The 8,307-nt window shown below is 56.9% G+C and carries 9 protein-coding genes and 1 tRNA gene; all 10 read right to left on the bottom strand.

Annotation, left to right across the window (positions count from 1 at the left end; translation table 11 throughout):
• Positions 1-12: 12 nt before the first annotated feature.
• Positions 13-987: an ATP phosphoribosyltransferase regulatory subunit gene (locus IV91_RS0100245; protein ID WP_035416864.1), complete on the bottom strand. Its 975-nt coding sequence runs from the start codon at positions 985-987 to the stop codon at positions 13-15.
• A 25-nt stretch (positions 988-1,012) separates the two neighbouring features.
• The gene (locus IV91_RS0100250) at positions 1,013-1,207 is read right to left on the bottom strand and encodes a DUF2065 domain-containing protein (RefSeq protein WP_031595086.1); all 195 of its coding nucleotides are present in this window, start codon (positions 1,205-1,207) and stop codon (positions 1,013-1,015) included.
• A 2-nt stretch (positions 1,208-1,209) separates the two neighbouring features.
• Positions 1,210-2,103 carry a protease modulator HflC gene (gene hflC, locus IV91_RS0100255; RefSeq protein WP_031595088.1) on the bottom strand — a complete coding sequence of 298 codons (894 nt, stop codon included), beginning with the start codon at positions 2,101-2,103 and terminating at the stop codon, positions 1,210-1,212.
• Positions 2,100-3,326, bottom strand: coding sequence for an FtsH protease activity modulator HflK (gene hflK / locus IV91_RS0100260; protein WP_031595089.1), 1,227 nt, complete (start codon positions 3,324-3,326; stop codon positions 2,100-2,102). The genes hflC and hflK overlap by 4 nt, the downstream gene beginning before the upstream one ends.
• Positions 3,316-4,545, bottom strand: coding sequence for a GTPase HflX (hflX, locus tag IV91_RS0100265; RefSeq protein WP_082783415.1), 1,230 nt, complete (start codon positions 4,543-4,545; stop codon positions 3,316-3,318). The genes hflK and hflX overlap by 11 nt, the downstream gene beginning before the upstream one ends.
• 4 nt (positions 4,546-4,549) lie before the next feature.
• Complete coding sequence (gene hfq / locus IV91_RS0100270; protein WP_031595092.1) at positions 4,550-4,792, bottom strand: RNA chaperone Hfq; 243 nt, start codon at positions 4,790-4,792, stop codon at positions 4,550-4,552.
• A gap of 161 nt (positions 4,793-4,953) precedes the next feature.
• Positions 4,954-5,030 (bottom strand) — tRNA-Val (locus IV91_RS0100275).
• Between the two features lie 25 nt (positions 5,031-5,055).
• The gene (locus IV91_RS0100280) at positions 5,056-6,387 is read right to left on the bottom strand and encodes an ATP-binding protein (protein ID WP_051861742.1); all 1,332 of its coding nucleotides are present in this window, start codon (positions 6,385-6,387) and stop codon (positions 5,056-5,058) included.
• Positions 6,384-7,043, bottom strand: a complete 660-nt coding sequence (locus IV91_RS0100285; RefSeq protein WP_031595096.1) for a response regulator — start codon at positions 7,041-7,043, stop codon at positions 6,384-6,386. The genes IV91_RS0100280 and IV91_RS0100285 overlap by 4 nt, the downstream gene beginning before the upstream one ends.
• The coding region (locus tag IV91_RS0100290) for an efflux RND transporter permease subunit (protein ID WP_035416866.1) at positions 7,043-8,307 on the bottom strand (1,265 nt) is incomplete at its 5' end. The genes IV91_RS0100285 and IV91_RS0100290, both read right to left, overlap by 1 nt.

The following is an 8,307-nucleotide window of genomic DNA, read 5'->3' on the forward strand; positions in this document are numbered from 1 at the left end:
TTGCTCCCTTGTTTATTGGAATGTTTTCAACCGGGGCAGAAGCGCCTTGAGATCCAAACTGAACCCCACGGCTGGACGCGCCTGCCCAAAACTCTCACCGATATCATCATACCGCCCCCCCCGCGCCACGGCCTCAGCAAATCCCGGACAATAGACAGCAAAAACCAGTCCGCTATGGTAATGGACACCGTGCAATTCTGCCAGATCGAAAGACAAGGCCGTATGGGCGGGCAAATGTTGTTGAACGGCATCGAGGGGGGCCAACATGGATTCCAGATCGGCCCATCCCGCCAATGCCTGACGCGCTGCTTCCAGAACCTGTCCGGGTGAACCATTGAGCTCACCCAGGGCAGAAAAACGCCAGTTCCACGGGGCTGGCAAAGCATGCGCCCAACGTTTCAAGGAAGGTACATCCCGTTGTTGCAAAATCTCGGTCACCTGCGCAGTCTGACTGCGATTCAATCCGGCCTGTTCGACCATCCGCCGAAACAGGGCCACCTGTCCCACATCCACACGCACTTCCTTCAGACCCAGTTGCTCCAGACAGGCCAATAGCAGGTTCAAAATTTCAAGATCGCCTTCCAGACCAACCACGCCATACAGTTCCGCCCCGACCTGAAAAGGTTCCCGGGAACGGGTCGGTGCCTCTGGATGGGTATGCACCACGGCCCCCGCATAACACAACCGATTGACGCCCTGATGATTCATGCCATGGGCATCGATGCGCGCAGCCTGCAATGTCATGTCAGAGCGCAACCCCAATTGACGCCCGGAAAGAGGATCCACCAAAGAAAAAGTCAAAGGCCCCAGTTCTTGCCCTGCCTCCACTGCCAGGGACTCCACAAATTCCACCAGAGGTGGAATGACGAGTTGATAACCCCGTCCCCGCAAGGTATCCAGCAACAGACGACGCGCGCCTTCAAGGCACCAGGCGGATTCTGGAAATAAATCTTCGATATGATCAGGCAACAGCCAGCGATAGGTCATGATTCTCCTTTCCGAAATAGGGGCCCTAGCCCGTCACCCAGACCACACATTGAAACAGGATAACCCCCAGCACGATGGCGCCAAAACCAAAGGAACGAACTTGACGGTCGCTCATCTGGCTCAGCCGGATCACCGTTTGACGCCATCGTTCGGGAACCAGAAAAGGAAGAATCCCTTCCAGTACCAAGACCAGTGCAAAGGTTCTCAGCAACACTTCCATGGTCAGTGCTTGAGGGGCGCTGAACCCGCCCCTGCGGGAGAATTGAAATAACGAAAAAAAGGCGCGGCAGGATCGAGAACCAATACATCTGCCTTGCTCTTGAAGCCTTGCTGATAAGTTTCCAGGCTACGGTAAAAAGCGTAGAACTCGGGGTTCTTTCCATAGGCCGCACTGTAGAGGGCGGCCGCTTTGGCATCCCCGCCCCCCTTGATTTCCTGGGCTGTACGAAAAGCATCGGCCAAAATCACCTCGCGCTGACGATCCGCATCGGCCCGAATCTTTTCCGCCTCGCCTGCACCGGTGGAGCGCAACTCGTTGGCCACCCGCTTGCGTTCCGCTTCCATGCGCCGATATACCGATTCCGTCACCTCCGGGGGTAGTTCGACACGGCGAATGCGCACATCCAGAACGTGCACCCCAATCTGTTGGGCATCTTTTTCCGCCCGCTGACGCATGGATTCCATGACGGATTCACGATCCCCCGATACCGCTTCATGCACCGTACGTTTGGCAAAGGCTGCACGCAGGTCATCATTGATCGTTTGAGTCAGGCGAATCTTGGCACGCTGTTCATCGCCGCCCACGCTCACATAGTACTGTTTGGGGTCATCGATCTTCCACTTGACGAAATAATCCACCAGCAGAGGTTTCTTCTCAGCCGTGATAAACCGCTCCGGATCATTGTTGTCCAAAGTACGGATACGGTTATCGAACAAACGTACGTTCTGAATCAGGGGAAATTTGAAGTAGAGACCCGGCTGGGTCCGGACGGCCACCACTTCGCCCAATTGAAAAACCACCGCATACTGAATCTGGTTGACCGTATACAAGGATCCAGAAAGTAACAGAGCCAATCCGGCAATAAAAACAATGCCCAAGCCCCAATTCTGTTTCATGGCCGTACCTCCCGTTCCCGATTGCGCATGGCATCACGTCCGCGCAAGTCATTTTCGGGTGGGGTCTCCTGAGGAGAATTGGCTGTCCCTGTTCCCACCGGGGATGGGGTACCTGCCCCGCTTGAATCGGAACCCGCCAAATTGGCCAAGGCACTGGCCTGGATCAATTTATCCAGAGGCAGATACAATAGACCCGTCCCCGATTTCTGGTCAGCTACAACCTTGCTGGTGTTAGCCAATACTTGTTGCATCATGTCCTGATAGAGGCGCTGGCGGGTGACTTCCGGCGCCTTGAGATACTGCACCAATACCTGGTTGAAACGACTGGCATCGCCTTCAGCCCGGGCCACGACGCGCTGTGCATAAGCCTTGGCCTCTTCGTTCAAACGGGAAGCCGCACCCCGTGCGCGGGGAATAACATCGTTGGCATAGGCCTGCCCTTCGTTATTCTGTCGGTCACGGTCCTGTCCGGCTTTGACTGCATCATCAAAAGCCGCCTGAACGGGTTCGGGGGGCTGGGCATTCTGCATGTTGACCTTGCTGATGGCAATACCGGTATGATAACGATCAAGGATCTGCTGTATCAATTTTTCTGATTCTGCTGCAATCTGGGAACGTCCTTCATACAGCACATAGTCCATCTTGCTGCGTCCCACCACTTCACGAATGGCAGTTTCAGCGGCCTGAACCACAGCCCCATCAGGATTGCGGTTATTGAACAGAAACTCCTTGGGATCCTTGATGGTGTACTGAATGGCATACTGATTGTCGATGATATTTTCGTCATCGGTCAGCATGAGAGATTCATGCAGGACCTTGGACTTGAGGGTATTTCGGTACCCCAGTTCCACCGTACGTACCTGCGCCACATTGAGCGGACTCCCCACCGCTTGTGCCTCGATGGGATAGGGCATGTGCCAGTGAGGGCCAGGCCCTGTCAGTTCCTGAAACTTGCCAAAACGGAGGATGACCCCTACCCGCCCCGCATCCACGATGTAAAACCCTGACAGCAGCCAAATAACCGCTACCACCGCCACTCCAATCAGGACCATGCGTTCGGGCGTTGGCAAGGGAATCGAGGGCATTCCCTTGCCGGGACGAGGAGGTGGCGAACCGGTTCCCGCCCCTCCCTTTTTGAAACGACGTAAAAACTGCCGCCACACCTCGTCAAGATCGGGTGGCCCCTGATTGAAAATCCACCAACGGAAATTTTTATGTGCCATGACTATCCTGTGTTTCCTGAAGGACCGGTAATTCACCCGGCCTGCCTGGGGACTGGCACCGTTCCAGAAAAGCTTGCCTGATCTCATTCAGGCCCATGCCTGTGAGCGCACTGGCCCAAACCGCCGAGATTGTACCACAGGCATCCCGTTCTATCCGCCCGCCTTCCTGGGCCAGTAAGTCCACCTTGTTATAAACGCGTAACTGAGGGACCTGATCTGCACCTATCTCCGCCAATACGAGATTGACCGCCTCGATCTGGGCCTCACGCTCGGGATCGGCATGATCCACCACCAGCACCAGTAGATCCGCCTCCCGTGTCTCTTCCAGAGTGGCACGAAACGCATCCACCAGAGTATGGGGCAAACGGCGCACGAAACCTACCGTATCGGAGAGGGTAACCTGCAGACCCGGCGCGAGATACACGCGCCGGGTCAAGGTATCCAAGGTGGCAAATAACTGATCTGCCACATAACTGTCACCCTGTGTCAGGCGATTGAAGAGCGTAGACTTGCCCGCATTGGTATACCCCACCAGAGAGACATTCAGTACCCCAGCCCGTTGTCGCGCACGGCGCTGCAACTGAACGGTACGGCGCACCTTGACGAGACGGGATTGCAGGGTTTTGACGCGCACTGCCAGCAAACGGCGGTCCGTCTCCAGTTGGGTTTCTCCTGGTCCGCGCAGCCCGATTCCTCCTTTCTGCCGCTCCAGGTGTGTCCAGCCCCGCACCAGGCGCGTGGACAAACGCTTCAACTGAGCCAGTTCCACCTGTAACTGACCGGTGTGGCTACGTGCGCGCTGGGCGAAGATATCCAGAATCAAACTGGTCCGATCAATGACTCGACAACCCAGGCGCTGTTCCAGATTGCGCTCCTGCACAGGGGACAGTTCATCGTCCACGATAACCAGTCCGATAGCCTCGGCCTGAACCCGTGCCGCCACTTCCTCGACCTTGCCCGACCCCAGGAAAGTGGAGGGATCGGGACGCTCGCGGCGGCCCTCCATCCAGCCCACCACTGTAAGACCGGCGCTTTGTGCCAAGCGCTGCAACTCGTCCAGAGAGAACTCTACAGGGCCACGTCCCAGAACCAGGCGAACCAGCAGCACACGTTGGGCATTGGCTGATACCTCCTCAGACACACGTTCCAGGCCACCCTGCCCTGCCTTGGTACGCGCCGAGGCACGACCCCGACCCAGAAGTGGGCCCAAATCCGTCATGAAGTTAATCTTCGGCGCCGGGTTCCGGGGTATGGAGGGTGATGCTCCGCGCCGGGACGACTGTGGAAATGGCGTGCTTATAGACCATCTGGGTCGTGGTATTTTTGAGCAGTACCACATATTGATCAAAGGATTCCACCTGTCCTTGCAACTTGATGCCATTGACCAGATAGATGGAAACGGGGACATGCTCCTTACGGAGTGCGTTCAGAAACGGGTCTTGTAACAGTTGCCCTTTGGCGCTCATCATGATTCCTTGTAGGGTTTGGTTGTATTGTCAGCGAAACAGCCCTCTCACCGAGAGGTGGACTGCACATTCTACCGGATTCGAGCCGTTACCGGGCAAAGAGTTCCCCTTACCCGGTTCAATGGGTCAGAAAAAATCGTAGGGCAAAACGGAAAGGAATTTGGTAGGCGCGATTGGATTCGAACCAACGACCCCCACCATGTCAAGGTGGTGCTCTAACCAACTGAGCTACGCGCCTACGGATCGTGTTTCAACCCTGCTCATTATAGGGCATCCCGATTATCCCGTCCAGTCACTGGAGGAAAATCCCGTTTCAGGTGTTGGCAGTAACGAAAAATCAGTCCTCTCCCGACAACACGATCCTGCAGGCTCACCTCACCCCCCAAACGCTGAGCAGCCTCGCGGGCAATGGTCAACCCCAATCCGCTGCCGGCCACATTGGATCCCATCACCCGGTGAAACGGCTCGAATACCCGGAGTTTTTCATCCTCTGGAATACCCGGACCGGTGTCCTCCACCTCGAACACACCGTAGGGGCCCTCGATTCTGATTCGCAAGGTCACTTCACTGCCCTCCGGGGCATAACGCAAGGCATTGTCCAGAGCATTGCGCAGAATGAGGGGCAGCAACTGGGGATCCGAAATCACTTCCAGGGTTTCTGGACACTCCAGTCCCAAGTCCATGTGCCGAGCCTCGGCCAGCGGCATCAAATCGCTCACCAACGTGCGCCCTAACTGGAAACAGGAAACCGGAATCCATTGTGTCGACCCCACCTGACTGCGCGCATGGCTCAGCAACTGTTCCACGAGTTGGCAGGTGCGCACAATGCCTTCCTTGAGCGGTTTTATCCGTCCGGACAAAGAGATCGGCGCAGATTGCTCCAGATTCTGAACCTGAAGCAGCAAGGCCGTCAACGGACTGCGCATCTCATGGGCAGCATCGGCAATGAAACGACGCTGCGCTTCCATCAACGTACGAATGCGTGCCAGCAACCGATTGATGGAGAGCATGAAGGGCACGACTTCAGCCGGAATGGCTTGGGCACTCAGAGGTTCCGGTTGCTCCGGCGACTGGTGATCCAGTTCTCGGGCCAGGCGCGGCAAGACGGCCAGTTCCCGACGGACCACATGCGCCACCAGCAGCATCAGCAGAAGCAGAAGCAGAAGCAGGGGCACGAGGGTCCAGAGGGCGCTGTGCAGCGCCAGATCGTCCCGCGCATCAATGACCTGGGCCACTGCAATCTTGCCTTGGGTACCCGGACGAATGAATACCCGCCATTCCCCTTCCGGACCCTGAACAGTATGAAATCCCGCAGACAAATCGGAGGAAATCCAGGGAACCTGCCTGGATGGCAACACGCTGACCAAAATGCGGGTCTCCGGATCGATGTCACGGTCGATGGGAAGCCCCAGTCCGCTGTTCTGACGTAGAAATTCCGTATCCACCAGGGCAGCGATCTGACGCAGGGTATCATCCTGAAAATCTTCGCCTTCGTCATAGGCAAAACGGAAGGAAACCATCCCGGTCAGCACGCCCGTCACCAGGATCGTCACCCCCAGCGCGCGCAACAACTGTCCCTGCAGTGACCGCTTCATCGGCGTTCCACACGCCAACCCGTCCCTCGAACATTGCGAATGACATCCGCCCCCAATTTGCGCCGTACCCCATGAATCAGAAAGTCTACGGCATTACTTTCCACCTCTTCGTTCCAGCCGTAAATCCGTTCTTCCAGTTCATGGCGGGTCAAAATATGTCCGGGGTTCAGAAGCAGAGCCTGCAGCAAGGCAAACTCCCGTGCACTCAGAACCACTCGAACCTTCCCCCGCCCGGCTTCGCGCGTGGCCGGGTCGAGGGTCACGTCGCCATTGCTCAAAAGGGGCGAGGCCTGTCCTCCCTGACGGCGGATGACAGCACGCAGACGGGCCAGCAATTCATTCAAATCGAAGGGTTTGATCAGATAATCATCGGCGCCGTAATCCAAACCGGCAATCCGATCCTCCACGGCATCCCGGGCCGTGATGATGATGACAGGCAGGCGCTGCCCCGCCAGACGCAGGCGTCGCAAAACCTCCAGTCCATCCCGGCCAGGCAGCCCCAAATCCAGCAGCACGGCCTGATAGTCACTGTGCTGCAAGGTCCCCGACACCGCCAACCCATCAGAAATCCGATCCACGGCGTAGGCATGGTCGCGCAGGGCCAAAGACACCGCTTCGGCGATCATGTCGTCATCCTCCACCAACAGGATACGCATCAGGGGTGCGGCTTCCGCTTCAGTTCAAAACGGTGTGACGTCAGAACATAAAACAGGAGGGGCATTACCACCAGCACCAAGGGCAACTGCACCATCATCCCGGAAATGATCGCAATGGCCAGGGGCTGCTGCATCTGCGCCCCCTCTCCCCAAGCCAGCGCCAGAGGAAGCAGGATCAGAATAGCCGCCAGGGTGGTCATGGCAATAGGACGCAAGCGATTCTTCCCGGCTGTGATCAGGGCCATTTGCCGGTCCAAACCAGGATCGAGACTGCACCATTCGGAAAAGTAAAAGATCGCCACTTCCGTGACGATGCCCACGATCATAGTCATCCCCATCATGGCCGAAATGTTGATTTCGATGCCCGTCAGCCACAATCCGATCATAATGGACGCCAAGGACAGAAGGGGCATCAGCATGACCACCAGGGCGATACGAAAACGCTCGTAAAGCGCCAGTAACAACAGGAACACCAAGGCCACCGCCGCCAGGAAAACCTGCACCAGACCCTTGAACGCCGCTTGCTGTTGCTGATACAACCCGCCCAACTCATAGTACCCCCCCACCGGCAAGGTGACAGAAGCCATGACCTTTTGCACTGCGCGCAGGGTCGATCCCATGTCACGCCCACTGATGCGCGCCGTCACTGCAACCATTCGCTTCAGGTTATCACGATTGATTTCGGGTTGCCCATTGACGCTACGCAGGGTAGCAATCCTCCGCAAGGGAAAGAGATGACCATCCGGTGCGCGCAGCATCAGTCGTTCCACCTGATACACATTGGTTCGAAGGGGCTCCGGGATCCACACCCGCACGTCGATCATTTTATAACTGTTTTGCACCTGAGTCGCCACCACCCCGGAAAGTTGGGCCGACAATAGCCCCGTCACCATGGCAGGATCCACCCCTTCCAGAGCAGCCCGATCCCGATCCACATGAATTTCCAGGGCATCTCCCGCCGGATTGATGCCATTCTTGACATCCACCACCCCGGGGATTTTGCTGATGGCCGCTGCGGTTTTCACGGCGACACCCTGCAAGACCTCCGGATCATCGGAATACAATTTGATCTCGATGGGTTCGGGTACCGAGGTCAGGTCCCCGATCATGTCCTCCATCAACTGGTCCAATTCGATTTCCAGGCCCGGTACCTGCGTTTCCACCTCGTGGCGAACTCGATCCATGACCTGTTCAATGGACTGGCGGGGTTGGGCTTTGAGACGGATGAAGAAATCACCTTCGTTGGCCTCGGTGACCCCGCCAC

Origin of the sequence: Ferrovum myxofaciens (assembly GCF_000735045.1) — a bacterium.
GTDB classification, from domain to species: domain Bacteria; phylum Pseudomonadota; class Gammaproteobacteria; order Burkholderiales; family Ferrovaceae; genus Ferrovum; species Ferrovum myxofaciens.

Excerpts from the sequence above, each read along its gene's own strand:
- IV91_RS0100245 (WP_035416864.1), bottom strand. The coding sequence starts at position 987 with ATGACCTATCGCTGGCTGTTGCCTGATCATATCGAAGATTTATTTCCA.
- IV91_RS0100250 (WP_031595086.1), bottom strand. The coding sequence starts at position 1,207 with ATGGAAGTGTTGCTGAGAACCTTTGCACTGGTCTTGGTACTGGAAGGG.
- hflC (WP_031595088.1), bottom strand. The coding sequence starts at position 2,103 with ATGAAACAGAATTGGGGCTTGGGCATTGTTTTTATTGCCGGATTGGCT.
- hflK (WP_031595089.1), bottom strand. The coding sequence starts at position 3,326 with ATGGCACATAAAAATTTCCGTTGGTGGATTTTCAATCAGGGGCCACCC.
- hflX (WP_082783415.1), bottom strand. The coding sequence starts at position 4,545 with ATGACGGATTTGGGCCCACTTCTGGGTCGGGGTCGTGCCTCGGCGCGT.
- hfq (WP_031595092.1), bottom strand. The coding sequence starts at position 4,792 with ATGAGCGCCAAAGGGCAACTGTTACAAGACCCGTTTCTGAACGCACTC.
- IV91_RS0100280 (WP_051861742.1), bottom strand. The coding sequence starts at position 6,387 with ATGAAGCGGTCACTGCAGGGACAGTTGTTGCGCGCGCTGGGGGTGACG.
- IV91_RS0100285 (WP_031595096.1), bottom strand. The coding sequence starts at position 7,043 with ATGCGTATCCTGTTGGTGGAGGATGACGACATGATCGCCGAAGCGGTG.